The sequence below is a fragment of the Enterococcus sp. XAF26B05_ASV22 genome, assembly GCF_056727285.1.
Map to the genome: position 1 here is coordinate 1,190,160 of NZ_CM161538.1, position 20,085 is coordinate 1,210,244.

Here is a 20,085-nt window from a genome sequence, read left to right on the forward strand (position 1 = left end):
TAAATGAATTGCAAAAAAATAATCCCAAACTTAACACCAATCTCAAACTGTTTATTCTGAAATATAAACTTTTGTTTTAGAGACACTCAGGTTAGTTGTTAAATTCATACATGTATGAATTTAACAACTAACCTGAGCTTTCTTTCGCTTTTGTCCTCATCTTGTACCGTATACTGTTAATTATCCTGTAAAATCCTCTGGATGATTACAATTCTAGACGAAAACACTGATCTTAGTAAAATAAACAATATTAATATAAACATGGACTAATATAGAATTATATTTGTCAAAAGATTATTAATTAAATGAATTTTTCATATTTTTAAGTTTTCTTTCTCTGCATCATCCTACCTAACACTTCTTCTGTCTCTTTAAGTACCTCCTCAAAATCCCCAGAAAAAACCTGATACAACTGCTGACAAGAATAATACCGCATCCGCATATCCTTCTTATTCCTAGTAACCTTCCCATCAAAAAACTCATCCAAATAAACCAACGACTTCTGCCAAGACTGAAGCTTGATCAACTCACTCCGCACATCCAAAATATCCTGATAAGGTACCGCCTTCAAATTCTGTTCTTTACTCATCACTACACATCCATTCCTATTTTTTTGAATAACCAACAGGAAAATAAAAAACGATCAGACCTATCTGTGCCTCATCGTGTGCAATAGTTCGCCAAAGAACACATGAAATCGCCAAAAAAATGAAAGAATCCAGCAAAGAGACTAGTAAAATCAATCAAAATTAAGTACAATAAAACATGCGAGTACTTCGGTACGCGCTATCGGCAACTCGGATAAGCAGTCGTTGCTGTTTATTCGGGGCCTTGCAACATGATTCCAGTCAGGTTGTAAGGTGCCGTTTTTTATTTTTCTATTTTTAAACTTGTACATCGCTACGTTTCATTATCACCACCATCAATAAAAATCAGACCTAGAATAGAAACAAAAAAGGCATTGGCGCAATGTCCAATACCTGAATAAGTCAATAGTACTTTAAAGAAACCTAGCATTCTTTTCTAGTTGTAGCTCAAAAAGAGACACAACAAAAAAGCTAGAGATTCATTTACTATTGGCATACTTGTTCGGACAGTCGTTGCTGTTTTCAAGACCATTTTCGTTCGGTTCCAGCCAAACAAAAAGGTGCCAAGGATTAAATTGTCATAAAGTTGAGTGATGTTCTGAATCAGGACTTACTCAGCTTTTTTATTTCCATTATATACACTAAGTATAAATAAATCGACAGCGAGAATCAAGGCGAACGGATAAAAAGAATGGATTATCAAAAAATGAATTAAAAGAAGTGTTAGAGCTAAAAAGAATCATACTACATAATTTAAAATAACGCTTTTTAGATGTAAAAAAACTATTTAGATTTAAATAATTGATTTATAAGTTGGTTTATAGTGTAATTTGTCGAAAGATTTGTTAATGATTTTTTTAATCTGATATTTTGTGAATCATCTATTTTTGTTTAGTAGAAATAGGGCTTTCTAAAATACTAATATGTCCTATTAAGCCTTCCTTTTTATCAGAAAATTCAAAGAGTAATAGTGTAAAATTGTTAAATAGTAAATTATGTATTTCTATTTGATTTAAAAAAATATTGCATTTAGTTTTCTTTAATGATATTATAGGTATTGTTTAATATACATAGAGAAAATTTAATGTTTCTAGAAGGATGGAAACATTAAAATGCCTATTGTAGTTTTCTAAGTAGAATTAGTTGTTAATAAATGAACAATCATATTTTGTTTAATTACAGCTTTATGAATAGTCGTTTTAATCAAACAAATGGATTTTCTTGACGATAATAGTTTATATAGAGTGTGAAATAAAAAGGATTAAGTAGATTAGAGTGTCTGTTCACTTCTAACTTTTATCATTTTAGGGTTTACGTTGTAAGTTTAGTTTTAATGTAGTTGTAAAATATCGAGTAATTTTGAAGCTGATAACTGCATTTCTGTCAATATGAATAAAATTTTTATAATTGAAAGGGAGTTAGGTATGAATAAAGTTTTAGACATAATGAAAACTAAAACAATTTCAGAAAAAGTAGTTACTTTTAGTGAGCGAAAAGTTATTGATTATAGTTACTTCGAAGAATGGAGAAATGCTAGAACATTATTAACGGATAAATATTTTGAAGTTATGCTAGAAAAGTCGAATCTTTCACATGAGCAATTTGCGTATGCTCTTCAACCATTGAATTATGAACAAAGTGAGGCGGATGAAGAATATTGGCTAAGAATTTTTTGTGAAATAATGAACAACTATGATTATAGTAACATAAATTATGAACTTGGAGTTTTTGTTCCAACCCATCCTTTTAACAAGTTTCTTCAAAAAAAGCTAGAAATTGTAGTAGAAAATGTTGAAAATATCACAATTAATGAACAGATTCTAGATGATTTTACGGAAGCTCACTTAGTAGAAATGTTCGATATTAGTGGCAAAATAATTGCTTTAAAGTTAGAAGAATATAAACAAAGCGAAATAAGTGGAAAAATAGAAAAAGAACAAAAATTTATGGAGTTTTTGCGTAGTAATTTTGATTCTAAAGATTCTTTCTATAGTTTTTACAACGAGTTTTCTGTTTTAGCAAGAATTGCTACAATAAGAACGATATATTTGATTGAAAACTTTACGAATATGATTCAAAATATTGATAAAGATTATTTAGAAATTCAAGAATTTTTAGATGTAAGGGAGTTAAATCTAGCTAAATTATCATTATCCACTGGAGATTCTCACGAGCGGGGAAAATCGGTTTCAATTCTTAATTTTGATGAAAAAAAACTTGTATACAAGCCTAAAGATTTAAACATAAGTAAGTCTTTTGAGAAATTTATTGATTGGTATACTAGTAATTCTGACTTGTTAGAAATAAAGATACCAACGGGAATTTACAAGGACAGTTATACTTATAATGAATACATTGAAGCAACTGAATGTAAAACTATAAGCGAAATTGAAAATTACTATGAGCGTTATGGATATTTAATAGCTATCTGTTATCTATTTAGTCTGAATGATTTGCATATTGAAAATATTATTGCACATGGTGAAAATCCAGTTATAGTTGATATAGAAACTATATTTCACGTTTCAAATCAAATGGAAGATGAGTCACTTTATGTTGACTTACTTAGAAAGTTAGAATTGGAATCTGTAACAAGCTCATTTTTATTACCCACTAAACTACAAATTGGGAAAGATGATAGCATTGATTTGAGTGCTTTAAGTGGAAAGAAAGTTGAGTTAAATCAAAAGATACTTGGACCTGTAGAAGTCAATACTGACAATTTTCACTATCAAAAAATGCCAAGCTATTTTGGTGGGGGAAATAATATTCCAAAAAACAACGATTTGGAATCTATAGATTATCAAAAATATATTTTAAAAATTATAGAAGGGTTTGATAAATTTATAGAATTTTCCCAAAATAATAGAATGGAATTTAGTGAAATCTTAGATGTATTTAAACAGAAAAAAACAAGAGTTCTATTAAAAGGAACAGAAAGATATATGTCAATGATCAGGTACAGTAGCCATCCTTCGTATAATAGAGAAATGAAGTATAGAGAAAGATTAATGATGAATCTTTGGGCATATCCATACAAAAATAAAAGTGTTGTTACTAGTGAAGTGAGTGATTTGTTGTATAATGATATCCCAATTTTTTACTCTTATTCTGATTCTAGAAATTTATATGATAGTTGTGGAAACGTATTTGAAAACTATTTTGAGATATCAGGACTACACCAATCTATCGATAGAGTTCTTAACCTTTCTGAAGAAAATATTCTTAGGCAAAGATCTATTTTGCTTAGCTCACTAAATTTATGGGATCAAGTCCTTAATAAACCAGCAGAAAAAAAGAGCATTATTTTTGAAACTCAAAATTTTGATTTATTAGTACAGGTCAAAAACATTGTTAAGCAGCTTAAGAAAGAAATGATAACAAGAGATGGTCAATGTTCACTATTGAGTATTGATTGTTCTGAAGAGAAACATTGGAAAATTGTTCCATCAGATGAGAGTCTATACAGTGGGCTAAGTGGACTAGCATTGCTTTTCTTAGAACTATATGTGACGTCTAAAGAAACAGAATACTTTGATTACTATAAAACAATAATAGAAACTGCTATAAGACAAAGTAGGCTTTTACCTTTTTCTGGGGCTTTTACAGGCTGGCTTTCTCCTATCTATCCTATGATTTTAGAATATAAATACTTAGGTACGATTCATGACAGCCAATTTTTGGACTATACAATAAAAAAACTTTCAGAAATGACAGCGGAACAAATAGTAAATTTTAAAGATATAGATTACATTTCAGGGTTAGCAGGAATTATTCGTTTATTAGCTACCGCCAGTATTTCATTTGACAATAATTCGTTGATAAAAAGTACACTGGAAAAATTCTCATCAATCTTTTTAGAGAAAATAAAAAATGATGATGAGGGAACCATGGAAAAAGTTGGCATTGCCCATGGAATAAGCGGAGTTATGTTGAGCTTAGCTTCATTTCAAAATGGAGATTTTGAAGAAGATTATGTAAAGGAACAGTTATCTAGAGAATTCGATATGTATCAAGTTCAAGAAAATAGTTATAAATGGTGTTGGGGTCTATCAGGAATGATACAGGCAAGATTAGCTATTTTGAAAATATCTCCTAAAAGCATTGATAAAGATCAATTAAATTTAATGATTGAAAATTATTTGAAAATTTCGACTATTTTGGTAGATGAAGATGGCCTATGTCATGGAAATGGTAGTGTCATTACTACGATGAAGATGATTTATGAGTACACGAAGGATGATCATTGGAATAAGCTCGCTGATCAATGGCTATCTAATGTTTTGATGTACGCTACGCTAGAAGGTTATAAAATCCCTTCTATAGGAGATGTCTCTGCAAAAGGGCTATTTGATGGTATAGGTGGTATAGCTTGGCTTTATCTAAGTGTGTACCAACCTGTTAATAATGTTTTGCTATTAGAAGTATAATTGAAAGTGGTGTGCGCTTTTTGTTATTTTTTAGATAGATACTATGAAAAGGAGGTTAATCAATACTAGTAAAATTCTTTTGCACACATTACAAATTATTTAGGAGGGTATTATTGTGTCAAATATGGATATGCAAAAAGTAGTAGGGGAGACATTTGAAGATCTGTCAATTGCTGAAATGACAATGGTGCAAGGTTCAGGAGATGTTAATGGGGAATTTACGACTTCACCAGCTTGTCTTTATAGTGTGATGGTCACATTGAAAACTTCATCAGTACCATGTGCTGGTGCATCAGTTGGTGCTGTTGTTTCGATTGCTAGATGTTAGATTTTTGTTGATAATTACTACAATGAATGTAGGTTTTTATCTATTTTGCATATCATTTTGATATGCAAAGTAGATAAAAAATATAGAACGGAGGGGTAATATGAAAAAAATATTTGTTTTAAATGGATCTAGAAGAAAAGAAGGAAATACAGCTAGTTTTATTCGCAAAATTACAGGTAACCTTGATAAAGCTACCTTTGCAGTTGAATATGCTTATCCGCAAGATTATAATATAAAATTTTGTGATGGTGATCATAATTGTTTTATTGATGTTGAACATGATTCGGGCGATGATTTAGAAAAATTACAAAATAAAATACTAGAGTCAGATGTTTTTATCGTAGGATCACCTGTCTATGTACATTCAATGACGTCAGATTTGAAATTGTTCATAGAAAGATCTGCTTGGTGGGCTCATACACTACGTTTGGGAGGAAAACCCGTAGTTGTTATTAGCACATGTGGTTCTAATGGTTTAAAAACAGTAACTGAACCTTTAAGTGAAATTATGACATTTATGGGAGGAAATGTTATTGCTAACGCAAATGCAGTAGAGGTACTTAATCACTTTAATAATGAAATTTGGCTTAAAGAAGTAACTGACACTATTGTTGAACGGATAAAAAAATTTGCTCAATTACCACCAATGTCTAATAAGTTTCTTGAAGGAGTCTTTAACGGATCAAAATTAAATATACTAGAGCAATTAGAAGTACAGAAGGAAATGGGAGTGGACTTAGGAGAATTAGCGTATTGGCAGAAAACAGGTATGATAAATTTTGATACTTTTGAAGATTACTTAACAACATTACATAGAAAGTAGCTGAAAGTCATGCGGATTCGCTTCCAGAAACAAAGTGAACATTCTGAATGTGGACTAGCTTGTGCAACCATGTTGATTGATTTTTTTATTAGAAAAACTGAGTTAAGTAAAATGAGAGAGTATTATGGTGTTCCAACAGGTGGTTATAATCTTGCACAAATTCAAACCGTTTTAAAAAATGAAGGCATTGAATCAAAAGCAGTAAAAGTTAATTCCGAGTCTCTACAAGAATTGCCAGTTCCGTTCATTGCATATTGGAAAAATAAACACTTTATAATTGTAGAGAAAGTGACCTCAAAAAAAGTATATATAACTGATCCTGCAAATGGAAAGAAAAAAATTAGTCATACTGAGTTTAAACATGATTTCTCAAATATTGCTATGTATATATTGATAAATAGAAAAAGGAAATATGAATTCCCTAAAATTAATTCCAAACTAAAATCAATTGTTTATAACAATAAAAGCTTGCTATTTTTTACTTTATTTATATTCTTCATTGTGCAATGTATAAATTTATATATCCCTTTTATTATACAGAAAATTATTGATGGCAATAGTAATCAAAGTATTCAAAAAATGATATTTTCTGTTTTACTAATTATATTAATCTATTTCTTAACAAACATGATTAGAACAAGGACAGTTACTTCTTTACAAACAGTTACCGAGAAAAATTTATTAAGTAACACGATCAAACAATTGCTTGATTTACCGTATTCATATTTTGTAAACAGGAATAGGGGGGAACTAATTTACCGAATAAATTCTAGTTCATTTATACGCCAGATATTAATTGACCAATTAATCACTCTAGTAGTAGATATGTGTTTTTTAGTTTTTTACGTATTGATTATGTGGAATTTTAGTAAAATATTGACCATGGTTACAATCGGAATAACAGTTGTGATCGCTACATTTTCATTTATTAATGCAAGCATAAATAGAAAAATTAGTCAAAATGAAATCGGTGTCCTTAGCAATTCACAAGATTTAATAAATGAGATGGTAAATAATATTTTTACAATAAAATCCACTAACTCACAAAAAAACATGTATATGAAATGGCAGAATAATTATGAAAAACAAATCAGCTTTGAAAAGGAAAAGGCGAAAGCTAATTCAATATCAGCAAATATTCCACAAACAATTCAAACTTTTTATTCAGTGATAGTCTATGCAATTGGATATATTTTAGTTCTTAATAATCAAACAACAATTGGGAGTATTGTCGCTTTTAGCTCTATCGGTATAGCATTTTTATCTCCTATACTGTCTATATTGCAATCTTATACCCAGTTTCAAATGGTAAAAGTCTATTTAGATCGTTTATTAGATATATTGCAAACGTCAAATGAAACTTCATTATCGGGTACTGAAAAATTGGATAACTATCTAACGGATATTTACATTCGGAACATTATGTATAAGTATAGTTCCTTTTCTAAACCAGCAATAGAAAATATTTCCCTTCATATAGCTCCAAAACAAAAAATAGCTATTGTAGGGGAAAGCGGCTCAGGAAAGTCTACTCTATTAAAAGTAGCCGCTGGTCTGCACCAAAGTACATCAGGAGAAATCTGTTATGGTAAACGAGATATTAAGGACTTAGATATTCATACATTTCGTGATCATATTGGTGTTGTATTGCAGGAAAATGTTTTATTTAATGGAACATTCAGAGAAAACATCACAATGGGAAGAGATTATTCTGACGAATATATCATGGAAGTTGTTAAAAATGTTGGGTTAGAAAGCTTAATTTTAGGATGTCCTTTAGGTCTTGAAACTAATATTTCTGAATTAGGTCAAAATCTATCTGGAGGGCAAAGACAGAAACTTTCTATAGCAAGAACAATCATTTTTAAACCAGAAGTAATTTTTCTAGATGAACCAACAAGTTCTTTAGATAATATATCTGAGAGAGCTATTATGAATTACTTGTTTGGTATGGATTCTACACTTGTTGTCGTTGCACATAGGTTATCAAGTATACAAAATTTTGATCAGATCATTGTTATGAATGATGGGAAAATCGTTGCGCTAGGAACACATCAAGAACTATTGAATACAAGCTACTATTATAAAGAGTTATATAAGTAATATTGATTACTTTTTAAACGAAATTCGTTATTGAAAACTTGTTGAAATTTGAAATTGATTCATTTTGATAAGTTTTAAATAAAGTAACTATGGAAAGGAGGGGTTGATATGGCAGAATATGAATTAGAAAAAGTAGTAGGAGAAAAGTTCGAGGATTTATCAATTTCTGAGATGGTAGAAGTACAAGGATCAGGAGATGTAAATCCAGAATCAGTAGCTTCATTTTTTGCAACTTTAGCTTCTAGTATAGCATTAGTCAAAACTTTAAAAGGTCATTGCTAGTTTTAATTAATTGTTATTGTTAGAAATTTGAAGTTAGGTATCGAAATGAGCAAAAGGAAGGTAAATAGTCAAGTTTGACTTAGATTTACCTTCTTTATTTTTAATTGGTCCGTAGTTTTTATTGAAAAAATAAAATATTGTGTACAAAAACAGACATTATAAAGATATTTAATACAGTTTTTTCAGCGGAAAAATAGAAAACGAAATTAAGAAGGAGCATGCAATGAAAATCAAGAAACTTATGAAGAAAAATTTAGGGTTAAGAATATGTCTCTATTTATTGGTAGGTGTAATTGCAGGGTTGATAATGGTAAATAATGAAATGCTATTAGGATTAGGAATAATCTTACTATTCCTGAGTGCACTTAATATAGACATTTTCAAAAAAAAGAAGTGACGTGTAAAAAATGTGAATCGTTTTAATCACTAATTGATATAAAATTTGAAGATAGGTGTTGAATATATGAAACTAAAAAAGGCAATAATGATTTTATTGAGCTTGCTTGTGGTTTTTCTTATACTCTCAATTTCTATAGTTCAAGTAAATGCGGAAGAAGATGCTCTTAATATACTTGTAAAAGAAGAATCTGATATTGAAGCAGTAAAAAAAGAATTGCATTCAATAGATAATAGGATAGAATTTAGTGAAATTCCAGAGATCAAATTGCTTAAAGCTAGAAAAATATCAAAAAAAGTGAAAGAAAAAATTGAGACAAGCCAAGATATAGAAAGCTTTGGACAAATGCCTGATATTTTTATAGAAGACAATAGACTTACGAGTATAGAATCTGGGCTAGAAAACATACAAAATATTGAACAAGCGGTTAATAAAAAATCTTCTGATAACTTTGAAATACTTGATCAACTAGCGTGGTATAAAGATGTAATGACTTCAAATGGTTCTTCTTTAGATATTTCAGATGGAAAAGATGTTAAGATTGGTTTGATAGATAGTGGCATAGATATCCATCATCCAATATTTTCTTCAGCTCTAGACATTGCTAATGGAAAATCGTTTGTTGATTGTGATTCATCTATTACAGATTTTAATGGGCATGGAACAATGGTTGCAGGAATCATTACTCAAATTAGTCCCAAAGCAGTCATTACTCCTTACAAAGTACTAACAGATACGGATGGTGAATCCTTTTGGGTATTAGAGGCAATGATACAGGCGGTAAATGATGGACAAAATATTTTGAATATCAGTTTAGGAACATATAAATATGAAAATATTTCTGGGGATAATCTGATTATTGAAGCATTTGAACGCGCTGTTGAATATGCATCAAGTCATGAAGTCATTATTGTTTCATCTTCTGGAAATGCTGGAATAAACTTGGACCAGGCATATGAAGAAACAACTATTCGTCATTTACCAGCAGATATTCCAGGTGTTCTGTCTATAAGTTCAATTACGTTCGAGAAAAAATTTGCCTCATATAGTAATAGTAGTAATAACAATCAATTTACAGCTCCAGGAGGTGAGTATACTTATATGGATGGATATTTAGACTTGAGTAAGCTAATCTATTCTTCTTATCCAACTAATTTAGATAATATGTTAAGTGCTATAGGAATTCCTCAAGGATATATGTTTTCGGCTGGTACAAGTTTATCAGTTCCTAACGTTACTGCAGTTATTGCATGCTATTATTCCTATTATAAAAATATGAATGGGGAATATCCAACCATTTTGAGAACGCTAAATGACATATCACTAAAAGTTCTGGATTTAGGTGAAAAGGGAAAAGACAGTCTGTTTGGTTATGGGCTGCCTCAAATAATTGATTCTTATTCGTTGATATCAGATACAGTTAGTCCAGTTGGAGAGTTTAAAGAAGCGAGGATTGAAGTTAATACTTACACACAAGCAAGAGGATTTGTTACAAATGTTAAGGACAATTCAGGAGAAGAAGTTATGGTAACCTATGATAAAATACCAAATTTTAGCAAATTAGGAAATCAGGATATATATATTCGGTTGGAAGATATTAGTGGGAATAGCACATTAATATCAGGAGAAATCATTATTGAAGATACTATTCCTCCAGTTGGAGAGCTAAAAAGCAACTTAAGGATACAAAAAGGGGAGCAAATTAATCCAGAATCTTTTATAGTTAGCATTTTTGATAATTATGATTCAGATTTAGTTACTTTCTCTTTTTTTAATGAAATTGATATGAATCATATTGGAATTCAAGATGTTTCTTTAGAATTATCTGATTATTCGGGAAACAAAACAGTTCTCACCAGCAAATTGGAAATAGTTGATACGATTGAAGAATCTGATTTGCATGAGAAAGATGATAACGACAGTAAATTATTATCTGAAAAAGATCTGAAATTAACCGAAAAAAAGTTAGTTAATAAAAGTAGCAATAAACATCTACCTGATACTTCTGAAATACCAAATAATTACTGTTGGTTTGGTTTTCTACTATTGTTAACTGCTCTTTATCTAGTTAAAAGAAGATTGCTTACCAGGAACAACATCAAATAGAACTCCAGATTATAATTAATAGGTCTAAATAAAATAGAGTATACTCAAGTAGTTTTTGATTTAACATAATTTACGCAGACTATTAAGGTTGAAATGCATCTTTACTATGATGTAAACAAATATATACACTAGTTTAAAGGGTAATGTAACTCATAACAAGCAGACAATTAGCTGATTTTGAGATATTCTAAATTTACTAGGAGGTGCAGAATGAACTTTAGCAAGCAATTAAAAAAAAATCGTGAACTCAATGGATTAAGTCAAGAAGAATTAGCAGAAAAAATATATGTTACGCGTCAAACTATTTCGAAATGGGAAAACGATAAAAATTATCCCGACATTCATAATTTAATTGCTTTAAGTATTCTTTTTGGTATCTCGCTAGATGAACTAGTTAAAGGAGATGTAGACAAAATGAAAAATATAGTAAATGATGATGCAATGGATAAAAGCACAAAGGGAATGATCATTTTTTTAGGTTTGACACTTGTTATAGGTGTGCCAAGTCTTATCATTTGGAAGGTAATGGGATTTATTCCCTTTTTACTTCTTTCGGCCATAACAATGTATTACGCTGTTAAGATAGAAAAATTGAAAAAGAAAAATAATATTAAGACATACAAAGAGATTATTGCTTTTTCTGAAGAGAAGTCTAACTTAGATGAATTGAGAGAGCAACGAGATCAAAAAAAATATTTTGGAGAAAGAATACTAATAGTATTAGTATTTACCCTGTTTTTTGGTGCATTAGCTTGGATTATTAAATTAGCGACTGTTTTCTTGATGAATCATTTATAAAAAGAATATGTAACTTTTTTAGTTATTTTCTAGTATTAAACCCAAATATCACTATGTGGGAACTTTAACGAATTTGATGCGTAACGTTTTAAAGTAAGAGATTTTAGATGATAAAAGGGCTGAACAAGTCAATAGTAACTTAAAGAAATTGTAAATTATAATAAAGTTGAGTAATGTTCTAAAACAGAACCCACTCAGCTTTTTTATTTTCATTTTAATACACGATGAACAAAACAACAGAATAAGTACTATCTAGTCTGTTAAAAATTACTATACAAACTAAATGGTTATAAAAAATAGTCATCTATTGCGAAATTTCTGGAAAAGTTTTAAATAAAACTAGAACAGTCTTTGTGACAGTTTTGTTTGAGAATCGTATGAGTAGTAATAATACAGTTGCCTGAGAACTTGCAAGAGGGATTTTTTCTGCAATGGACGACCTGAATTGCCAGCAATCCGTCTTAACAAATGAGCATTCAACTGTTTCCAAAAATACGGCGGCAAAAAACGCTATGAAAGAGTTGCTGTATATGGTGCAGACGATAGCGCAGAATATAAAGAGCGTGGCAGCGGAATTTGATGAAGCGAATGCAACCATTCAAGATGGGATGATTTATTAGTAGAAGAACGGAAAATTGAACATGAGATAGACGAAATGATTAGAGGTAGTTAGTTAAATGCAATCAGACGATAAGTGCTCGAAATACTAATGTTAGAAACTAAAATAGAGCATGAAATCAATACGATTTGACATTCCTCAAAAATAGCGTATGATAAAAACATACCGATTGAATGTTTTTTTAGAAGGAGAGATCAAAATGGCTAAAAAATATACAGCAGAAGAAGCTAAATCATTAATTCTAGATGTTTCAACAAAACTATTTATCGAAAAAGGCTACGAAAAAACATCTATTTCCGATATCGTCAAAGGGTTAGATGGTTTAACCAAAGGAGCCGTTTATCACCACTATGCATCTAAAGATGAAATCATAGATGCCGTTGTCAGAAGATTTATCCCCAATGAAGCTGCCTTAACAGTAATCATGGAAAAAGATAAATTAAATGGATTAGAGAAAATTCAGGCTCTTTTATTTGAAGGAATGTTCAATAGTGAGGCCAGTCAGTCTCGTATCCTTAGTTTTACCTTGTTAGATAATCCTAAATTCTTTTCAATGTATATTCGGACGACGAATGAAATCATGGCGCCATTAGTAGAAACCTGTTTAATTGAAGGAAATAGCGATGGATCAGTCACAGTTGAGCAACCGAAGCAAATGGCTGAATTAGCGATCTTGATTTTAAGTACGTGGTTTATTCAAGCGTTATTTCCAAATACAGTAGAGACCTTTTTTGAAAAATTAATGGCTACCAAAACGATGCTTGAGAATACTGGAATGCCAATTATTAGCGATGCGTTTTTAGAGAAACTTGACCAACAAATTATGATAAAGGCGGCAGAATTAAATGATCAAAAAACTGAAAACTAAATCACTAGGCATCAGACTATTACAAGGATTAGGCAAAATAATCTTAGCGATAATCACTATCCTAATTGTGTCCTTGTTGATTACCTTTACGATTCACCAGTTAAGTTTAAAAAGTGAAGCAAAACGAATTGAGTCATATGGTGAGAAATTAAAAGTCTTTGATGGTGAGATGAATATTGTCGATGAAGGTGAAGGAAAGAAAACTATTTTACTTTTACCAGGGCAAGGAACAGCTAGTCCTTATTTAGATTTTAAACCGATGATCGATGAGTTGAAGAAAGAGTATCGTGTAGTTACGATCGAACCATTTGGCTATGGATTAAGTAGTCAAACGAATCGACGTCGCAGCGTTGAAAATATTGTAGAAGAAATCCATCAAGTAGCGAAAGAACTGAACATTTCTAAATACACATTGATGGGACACTCGATTGCAGGTCTTTATGCGGTGAATTATGCCCAAGTTTACCCAAATGAAATGGAAGGCTTTGTGGGAATTGATTCTAGCACACCAAAACAGCCTTGGCCGGGTGTTGATATGTCAGTCTTTGACTTCTTAAAAACAGCGGGTGTTTTTCGAGCGTTGATCAAAGTTAGCCCAGAAACGGGTTTAGGCGTGAGTCAAGATAACCCTGACTTTGAACAGATTAAGTTATTGACGATGAAGAACATGAGTAGTCCTGCGATGAAAGATGAACTTCAAGAATTAAGGAATAGCTTCACTGATTCTCTTGGCTTAACGTATCCAAAAAATATGCCTGTTTTATTATTTGTTGCAGATAATGATAGGAATCAAAAAAATTGGCTTGAGATGCATCAAGATCAGGTGAGAGGTTTAGAAAAAGGAGAATTGATTCAATTGTTAGGTGCCCATTATTTACACCACACACAAATGGAAACAATCGTAAAAGAAACAAGTATTTTTTTGAAAAACAGATAGATTTGAGAAATGACTATAAAAAAATAGTTAAGATCTTAGGGATTATCAGTGGGAAATTTATAATGGATGTGCTTCTTGTTTTTGTCGGAATTTACGTTAATAATAAAGTTCAACTAAAAAAACCATCCCTTATAATCAAGAAGTGAAAGTAGAGAACAAATCTCTACGTGTTCAATTGACTGGGAAAGGTGACGAAAAAATAGTGTTGTTACCAGGTTATCTAACAAGTTCTCCTGTACTTGCTTTTCAACCGCTAGTGAATGAGTTATCAAAAGAATATCAGGTCGTCATGGTGGAACCATTCGGCTATGGGTTAAGTGATGACACGGATAAAGTACGTTCAATTGAGAATGTAACGAGTGAGCTTCATCAGGCGTTGAAGCAGTTGAATATCAGCTCGTATCACTTAGTAGGACATTCTATTTCTGGTGTTTATTCACTTGCTTATATCAATGAGTATCCAAATGAAGTGAAAAGCTTTATTGGGATTGATAGTAGTTTTCCCGACCAAGGTGGAGTGGACGATAATTAAGGTTGGGTAGTTAAGTTATTAAGTCAATCAGGTATCTATTATCTATTCGCTGACGTCGTCCAGACATTTTTAAATCGAAAGAAGACACTGAACAGTTTAAATATATTTCCTTCAAAATTTAACATGTGAGTCCATCGAGACGTGCGATTTTTAGACACTCTTACAGCGTTATATGTTTTGAATCTCGGTTCAGAGCTAATTAGTTTTTTAGAACTAGTTTTATTTCAAACATTTGGTGGATTTGTTGTACTTCCAGTTTTTACTGGCATTAAGTTTGTAGATCATTTTTTTATAACTGAAATGTAGTAGAGTTTTGTCTTTTTATATGCCTCAATAAAGTTGAATATTGCTGTTTGAGCTGGATCAATTGTTGTGAAATTTTCATGATTGATTAGCTCTTTTTTATATTCATTTACTTTTTAAGATTTAAAAATTCAAAAAAGTAATAAGAAAGTATTTAGACAGATGTTAAGGAGTAAATGGATGGTTTTTAACTCTTTAAGTTCGTTAAAATGTAATCGAGTTAATGGCGCCGTTAACTAATTTGAAACAGGAGGAATTAATAATGGGAAATATTGAAACAATGATTAAATGGATGAAAGATAGAGAAGGAAAGGTTTCTTACAGTATGACCAGTCGTCTAGGACCGAATAGTTATGATTGTAGTTCAGCAGTTTACTTTTCGCTAAGAGCTGGTGGTTTTTTAGTATGGGAAATACAGATACTTTGTTTGGTGATTTAGAACGAAATAATTGGAAACAAATTCCAAAGACAAATGGTGTTTTTGAAGTGCAAAGAGGAGATATTTTTATTTGGGGAACTCGGGGAGCATCTGGTGGGGAATACGGACATACTGGGATTTTTGTTGATAGTTCAGCAAATATTCTTCACTGTAACTTTGGATATAACGGTATTACAACAAATCCGCATAATAATATTTGGATTGCGAATGGTCAACCACCGATTACAGTATACAGATCAGCAACTGCCACACGCCCACCAAAACCAACACCTTCTAAAAAATTTAAGGTAGGGGAAATTGTGACCTTTACTAACATCGCAATGAATTGGGTAGGTGGTACAAAAATTGGTTTTTTCAGTATGGTTCGAAATTTCCGAGTAAATCGCTTAAATGATGATGGTACAATTTATATTCGCATGATGGATAATTCATGGGGGGGAAATGTTTATGAACGAGATATTCAACTTTCTTCAAACAACAGTATTGAACGAAATGATGTTGTAAAACTTCGCCCACAAGCAAGTCATTGGGTCAATGGAAATGCGATCAATATTGATAACAAAACGACACGTACATTCCATGTAAAAGCACGTAAAGGGAACCAATTGCTTTTATACGCTGATTCTGCAGGTGGATGGGAAGTTTGGATATATGATTGGGACTGTATTTTAGTAAGTAAATTTAAAGTAAGTAAAACGGGCTCGTATGGTAATCCAAATAATATTCAAGCAAATGAAAAAGTCACGTTTAGACAATTTGCAACGAAATGGAAAAATTACAAAGGAGTCAGTTCAAACGTGACGATCAAGTTGAATGAATACAATAGCGTATATAATGTTTTACAAAGAAATAGGGACAATACAATTCGCATCCAATCACAAGAAGATGCAACAATTCATGGCTGGATCAAAGTTTCAGAAGCAGAGAAAGCTCCAAATAATCAATTCAAACGAGGCGATTATGTAAAACTTAAAGCATCTGCTACGCATTGGGTAAATGGTGATGCAATCGTTATTGAGAATAAAACAACTCGATCATTTTTAGTCAAAACGAGAAATGGGAATACATTGTTAGTTTATTCGGAAGCTGCAAATGGATGGCAAACCTGGGTTTATGACTGGGATGTTACGAAGTGAAAATAATAACATATATTTATAAGAAAATATTGAATAACTATTTAAAATAACTAAATTATTTTTTAGTGATCAATTTAACGAGGTTTTAGCAGCTTACTTGGCAAGACCTCGTTGAATTAAGATTTGAATTATGTGTTGTACATTTGAATAATCTGAATCAATGTGTTTATAAGTATATAATTAGAGTGTAAATTACTTTATATGGTTACGTTTCCCCAAAAAATAATATCTTTAGAATAATTAATAATAGGCATGTGACTATTAATGCAGGCAGGACCTAAATAAAGCATTTTTCAACAGATGGAGTTTAATTCTGATGAGTGTTTATTTAGTTTCTGTCTATCTTTTGCTTAGAATTTGGCTAATTATGAAGGAGAAAAAGTGATGACCTATAAAGAAACTGCTATGTCGTTCTTAACACGGATTGGCGGAAAAGGAAATTATCTACTTAGGCGTCCCTATCAATCGATTGATTTTTTTATTAGTAGCACATTACGTATCTAAAAAGAGTGAAGGAGAGGGATAGATATGGGATCGTCAATAGCTATATCTTTTTTACATTAACTAAATAGGCTAGTTTCACAAATTGTATCAGTACAATTAACGATAGTGATGATGAGTTTACAAAAAAAGAAAATACCAATAACCTCGAAATTCACTTGACAATTGTGCAGATATTCTCAATAATATAAGTGGTTGCGAGTAATGGAGATGTCTAATGAATACTACTAAACTATCCAAAAAGACTAATCAAATGTACTCTATTGGTGAAGTTGCTAAATTATGTAATGTTTCCCGCAAAACGTTACGTTTTTATGAGCAACTAGGCTTGTTGAAACCGGATCATGTCAGTCTGGATAATGGTTATCGGTACTATACGGAAGAAACAATGAACAGCATACCTGTAATCAAGTATTATAAACAAATGGGGTTTAAATTACAGGAAATGAAAGGGGTTCAACAGTCAGGGGATTATTTTTATCACGAAACGATGTTTTTGACGAAGCTAGAAGAACTAAAACTTGAAGAGCAACGAATTTTTGATAGTTTTACTGCTGTATCAGATTGGTTGGGTTTGATTAGAGAAGGAACGATTGCGAGCGAAAATAGCATGCGAAGTGTCAATGTTAAATACTTCGAGCAAGAAAACTATGTATTTTTAGAGCAAGAATTTAGTCAAAATTATATGGATGCCGTCATCAATATTCCTTGGGTAAACTATTTAGAAGAACAAAAATGTGCAATCACAGGACCAGTTATTTTACGGTTTGAAGATTGTGGAGAAGAGGACTTTCACTGTTCAAAAATAATGATCATGCAAAAGCCAATTCATGCGCAAAATATGAATATGCCAAAGAGAATGATTGGTGGACAGATGTTTTTATCTAGCTATCATATCGGTGATTTGGCCAATATCGGTCAACAATATAAAAAAATGAAAGCGTGGGCAAAAGCAAATCATTACCGCTGTAAAAACGAAGTGTTTCAACGGTATGTCATTGATTATTGGTCGACTATGAATGTCGATAAGTTTGTTGTTGAACTATTGATACCAGCCGAAAAAATTAGATGTTAGGCTAGAGGAGGAGTAAGCGATCCATTTGGATTGTGACTCCTTTTTTTTGTAAGGAAATACAAAAGGTTCCCCTAAAGGGGAACCTTTTTAGGTGTTATTAAAAGATTCATTAAAGCTTTCAATAGTGGTTTTTCAATACATGGAATCGTTATTTATTTTTTCAGTCTATTCGAAAGAGAGTACGTAATGGCATGATTGGAGAACAGCAAGTGTTTCTTCATGTGAAAAAATGATCATGTAGTGTACTATAAAAAATGCTTACAAAAAGTGCGAATTAGAATAATAATAATTATCAGCTCTTATTAAAGAGCCGATTTAGCGCTGTTTTTCTCAATGATTCTCAATTAGAAAATCCAATTAAGAATCCCTTCTGTACTAGTACAGAGTAAACTGTGTTACATACCAAAAAAAAAATAAAAAATAGATTGACTACGCCCTTAGGGGTATCCAATAGTATGAATTTGTCAAAAAGAAAGCGTTTTTTAAATCAAAAATGAGAGGAAGAACAACATGAAACATGATGCATTAGGAATGGTGGAAACAAAAGGAATGATCGGATCAATCGAAGCGGCAGATGCGATGGTAAAAGCAGCAAATGTTTCACTGATCGGAAAAGAATTTGTGGGTGGCGGCATTGTAACTGTAATGGTTAGAGGCGATGTAGGTGCTGTTAAAGCCGCAACGGATGCCGGGGCGGCAGCTGCAGAACGTGTTGGTGAATTATTATCAGTTCATGTAATCCCGCGTCCACATAGTGAAGTAGAAGGTATTCTACCAAATAGATAATTGAAAATAATGATTAAGGGGAAATAGACATGGAAAGTGGAAAAAATATTTCTTGTGTAAGTGCAGATGTTAAGATGAAGGACGCTAAAAAGGGATTTCGAGTGAAAGGAATCAGTAATGGGATTATTTCAGGGATTACGTATGGCATCTATTCAACACTTGTTGTTGTAGCAAGTGGTTATGACCCACTTATTAGTGCAGCAGGATTTTTAGCGGCACCGTTTGTCTGTTCTGGTTTAAATGATTTTTTTGCAGGAATATTTCTTTTATTTTATAACGCAAAACACGGCAGATTGAAAGAACTAACGAGAACACTTCAGACTAAGCCGGGTAAATTGTTAGTGATTGGTTTTCTTTTGGGAGGACCAATTGCTAATGGTGCCTATCTTGTTGGATTAGCAATGGCTGGAGCGTATGCGATTCCTATTTCAGCGACATGTAGTTTGTTTGGCGCTTTATTTTCTTGGATTTTTCTTAAGCAAAAACCAACGGCACGAATCGTATTAGGAATGGTCGTCGTCGTAGCTGGGGCTATCACTATTAATTTAGTGAAACCAGAAGGAGCACCCAATTTTACATTAGGAATTATCTGTGCACTTATTGCAGCGATTGCTTGGGGGTTAGAAGGTGTCTTTTCAAGTTTTGGAGGAGCGATGATCGATACGGATGTTGCTGTCAATTTACGTCAATTGATCTCAGGGCTCGTTGTTTTGATCATTGTTGTTCCAGCTGTTGGTGCATTTAATTTACTATTTGGCACTCTAGCAGCCGTAACACCTGTCTTGTGGTTAGTTTTGTCTGGATTAAGTGCTGCGGTTTCGTTTTTAACATGGTACAAAGCCAATGCGATGGTTGGTACAGCGATTGGCATGTCTTTGAATGTTACGTATGCCTTTTGGGGTGTGCTGTTTAGTGTTATTTTCTTAGGACAGACATTAACACCAACAATGGTGATAGGTTCAGTTATTATTGTGATCGGTGCGATCTTAGTAACGATGAATCCATTGGACTTATTTAAAAAGGGGGAAGAGTAGG

General features: G+C 31.9%; 15 protein-coding genes and 2 pseudogenes. 15 read left to right on the forward strand and 2 right to left on the reverse strand.

Annotated elements, in window-relative coordinates; translation table 11 throughout:
- Positions 1-322: 322 nt before the first annotated feature.
- A complete protein-coding gene (locus AC1PU0_RS05935; RefSeq protein ID WP_206848729.1) occupies positions 323-589 on the reverse strand; it encodes a hypothetical protein in 267 nt (88 codons plus the stop codon).
- Positions 590-2,011: 1,422 nt separating this feature from the next.
- Between AC1PU0_RS05935 and lanM the strand changes: the two genes are divergently transcribed.
- From lanM to AC1PU0_RS05990, 11 genes are all read left to right on the forward strand, one after another.
- Positions 2,012-5,017 carry a type 2 lanthipeptide synthetase LanM gene (lanM, locus tag AC1PU0_RS05940; RefSeq protein ID WP_206848733.1) on the forward strand — a complete coding sequence of 1,002 codons (3,006 nt, stop codon included), beginning with the start codon at positions 2,012-2,014 and terminating at the stop codon, positions 5,015-5,017.
- Between the two features lie 124 nt (positions 5,018-5,141).
- Complete coding sequence (locus tag AC1PU0_RS05945; RefSeq protein WP_206848851.1) at positions 5,142-5,345, forward strand: lichenicidin A2 family type 2 lantibiotic; 204 nt, start codon at positions 5,142-5,144, stop codon at positions 5,343-5,345.
- Between the two features lie 100 nt (positions 5,346-5,445).
- Positions 5,446-6,168 carry a flavodoxin family protein gene (locus AC1PU0_RS05950; protein ID WP_181429430.1) on the forward strand — a complete coding sequence of 241 codons (723 nt, stop codon included), beginning with the start codon at positions 5,446-5,448 and terminating at the stop codon, positions 6,166-6,168.
- Between the two features lie 9 nt (positions 6,169-6,177).
- Positions 6,178-8,271, forward strand: coding sequence for a peptidase domain-containing ABC transporter (locus AC1PU0_RS05955; protein WP_206848736.1), 2,094 nt, complete (start codon positions 6,178-6,180; stop codon positions 8,269-8,271).
- A gap of 108 nt (positions 8,272-8,379) precedes the next feature.
- On the forward strand, positions 8,380-8,553 hold the full coding sequence (locus tag AC1PU0_RS05960; protein ID WP_111247033.1) for a lichenicidin A2 family type 2 lantibiotic: 174 nt from the start codon (positions 8,380-8,382) through the stop codon (positions 8,551-8,553).
- Positions 8,554-9,016: 463 nt separating this feature from the next.
- A complete protein-coding gene (locus tag AC1PU0_RS05965) occupies positions 9,017-11,056 on the forward strand; it encodes a S8 family peptidase (RefSeq protein WP_111247034.1) in 2,040 nt (679 codons plus the stop codon).
- 210 nt (positions 11,057-11,266) lie between these two features.
- Positions 11,267-11,854 carry a helix-turn-helix domain-containing protein gene (locus AC1PU0_RS05970; RefSeq protein ID WP_111247035.1) on the forward strand — a complete coding sequence of 196 codons (588 nt, stop codon included), beginning with the start codon at positions 11,267-11,269 and terminating at the stop codon, positions 11,852-11,854.
- 419 nt (positions 11,855-12,273) lie between these two features.
- The gene (locus AC1PU0_RS05975; protein WP_309148094.1) at positions 12,274-12,474 is read left to right on the forward strand and encodes a hypothetical protein; all 201 of its coding nucleotides are present in this window, start codon (positions 12,274-12,276) and stop codon (positions 12,472-12,474) included.
- 198 nt (positions 12,475-12,672) lie between these two features.
- A complete protein-coding gene (locus tag AC1PU0_RS05980) occupies positions 12,673-13,341 on the forward strand; it encodes a TetR/AcrR family transcriptional regulator (protein ID WP_206848738.1) in 669 nt (222 codons plus the stop codon).
- Positions 13,319-14,278 (forward strand): alpha/beta fold hydrolase, encoded by a 960-nt coding sequence (locus tag AC1PU0_RS05985; RefSeq protein ID WP_206848741.1) that lies wholly within the window; start codon positions 13,319-13,321, stop codon positions 14,276-14,278. The genes AC1PU0_RS05980 and AC1PU0_RS05985 overlap by 23 nt, the downstream gene beginning before the upstream one ends.
- A 142-nt stretch (positions 14,279-14,420) precedes the next feature.
- A complete protein-coding gene (locus AC1PU0_RS05990; protein ID WP_206848744.1) occupies positions 14,421-14,810 on the forward strand; it encodes an alpha/beta fold hydrolase in 390 nt (129 codons plus the stop codon).
- 281 nt (positions 14,811-15,091) lie between these two features.
- On the opposite strand, the pseudogene AC1PU0_RS05995 reads toward AC1PU0_RS05990, so the two are convergent.
- Positions 15,092-15,205 (reverse strand): annotated as a pseudogene (locus AC1PU0_RS05995) (hypothetical protein); the annotation flags it as partial.
- A 233-nt stretch (positions 15,206-15,438) separates the two neighbouring features.
- On the opposite strand from AC1PU0_RS05995, the pseudogene AC1PU0_RS06000 reads away from it, so the two are divergent.
- From AC1PU0_RS06000 to AC1PU0_RS06015, 4 genes and pseudogenes are all read left to right on the forward strand, one after another.
- Positions 15,439-16,688 (forward strand): annotated as a pseudogene (locus AC1PU0_RS06000) (peptidoglycan amidohydrolase family protein).
- Between the two features lie 718 nt (positions 16,689-17,406).
- Positions 17,407-18,264 (forward strand): MerR family transcriptional regulator, encoded by an 858-nt coding sequence (locus AC1PU0_RS06005; RefSeq protein ID WP_206848745.1) that lies wholly within the window; start codon positions 17,407-17,409, stop codon positions 18,262-18,264.
- A gap of 510 nt (positions 18,265-18,774) precedes the next feature.
- A complete protein-coding gene (locus AC1PU0_RS06010) occupies positions 18,775-19,050 on the forward strand; it encodes a BMC domain-containing protein (protein WP_069654597.1) in 276 nt (91 codons plus the stop codon).
- 29 nt (positions 19,051-19,079) lie between these two features.
- Positions 19,080-20,084: a DMT family transporter gene (locus AC1PU0_RS06015; protein ID WP_206848748.1), complete on the forward strand. Its 1,005-nt coding sequence runs from the start codon at positions 19,080-19,082 to the stop codon at positions 20,082-20,084.
- Position 20,085: the final 1 nt, after the last annotated feature.